The sequence below is a fragment of the Streptomyces sp. NPDC090021 genome (genome assembly GCF_044748225.1).
Taxonomy (GTDB): Bacteria; Actinomycetota; Actinomycetes; order Streptomycetales; family Streptomycetaceae; genus Streptomyces.
Map to the genome: position 1 here is coordinate 1 of NZ_JBIVFO010000105.1, position 1,010 is coordinate 1,010.

1 protein-coding gene is annotated in these 1,010 nt (G+C 70.2%); it reads right to left on the bottom strand.

Annotation, left to right across the window (positions count from 1 at the left end; translation table 11 throughout):
- On the bottom strand, positions 1-1,000 hold a 1,000-nt coding region (locus tag ACIPXC_RS35070; protein WP_401626571.1), incomplete at its 3' end, for an RNA-guided endonuclease InsQ/TnpB family protein.
- Between the last annotated feature and the right edge of the window lie 10 nt (positions 1,001-1,010).

Consider the following 1,010-nt stretch of genomic DNA (forward strand, 5'->3'; position numbering starts at 1 on the left):
GGCGCAGGAGACCCCAGCCCTGGGCGAGGATCGCCCGGCTGAGCCCGGCCTTGGCGGCGCGGCCGTTCCTGAGGAACGTGCCGGGCTGCTCAGGGTCGGGCTTCGCCTTGGCCCTGGCAGTCATGTTCTTGATGTTCAGCCGCTCGAAGCGGATCGCGTCGTAGGTCCGGGCGAGGTCGGTGCTGGTCTTCTCGCACCAGTCCTTGCGCCGGTTCGCCTCACGTGCCTTGAGGCGTGCGACCTTCGCGTACTCGGCGGTCTTCTGCGGGGTGTCCTTGGGAGCGCGTGCTGCGCGCCGCTGGTGCTTGCGGATCCGGGCTTGCTCACGGGTGGTGAGCTGCGGGCAGTTCAGGGTCCGGCCGTCGGAGAGCGCCGCGGTGATGGTGACGCCGCGGTCTACGCCGATGATCTCGCCCGTGCATGGGGCCGGGGCCGGGTCGGGGATGACTGCGAACGCGGCGTGCCACTGGCCGTTCTTGAAGGTGACGCGGAACGTCCTGGCGTCGGGCAGCTGTGCGCCCTTGCCGCCGGCGCTGAGGCGGAAGCGGACCCAGCCGCAGCCGGGGACCTTGACCTGTGCCCACCGGCGGTTGAGCTTCTGCACGGCCACGGAGCGGGCCATGACCTGCTTGCCGGTCTTCGCGTTGACCTTCGCGGTGCCGTCGGCCTGGTGCTCGGGCACGCGGTCCGTGCCGATGACGCGGAAGCCCTCGTGCTGGTACCGCTTTCGCCAGGCCGGCTGACCGAACCCGGCGGTGATCTTCATGGTGACGGCCTGGCTGAAGTCCTTGAGTGCCTGCTGCTGCACGTCGGCGTTGCCGTTGCCCAGCCACTCGTTCTCGCGCCGGGCTTCGGTGAGCTGGCGGCACTGCTCCGCGAAGCCGGGAGCGCTGCGCTGCTTGCCGTCGGGCCGGCAGTGCGCCTTGTGCTTCCGCCAGTGCGAATGCTGCTCGACGGCCAGGTTCCAGACGTACCGGGCGTGCGCGCAGTGCAAGAGCATCTGCTCTTCC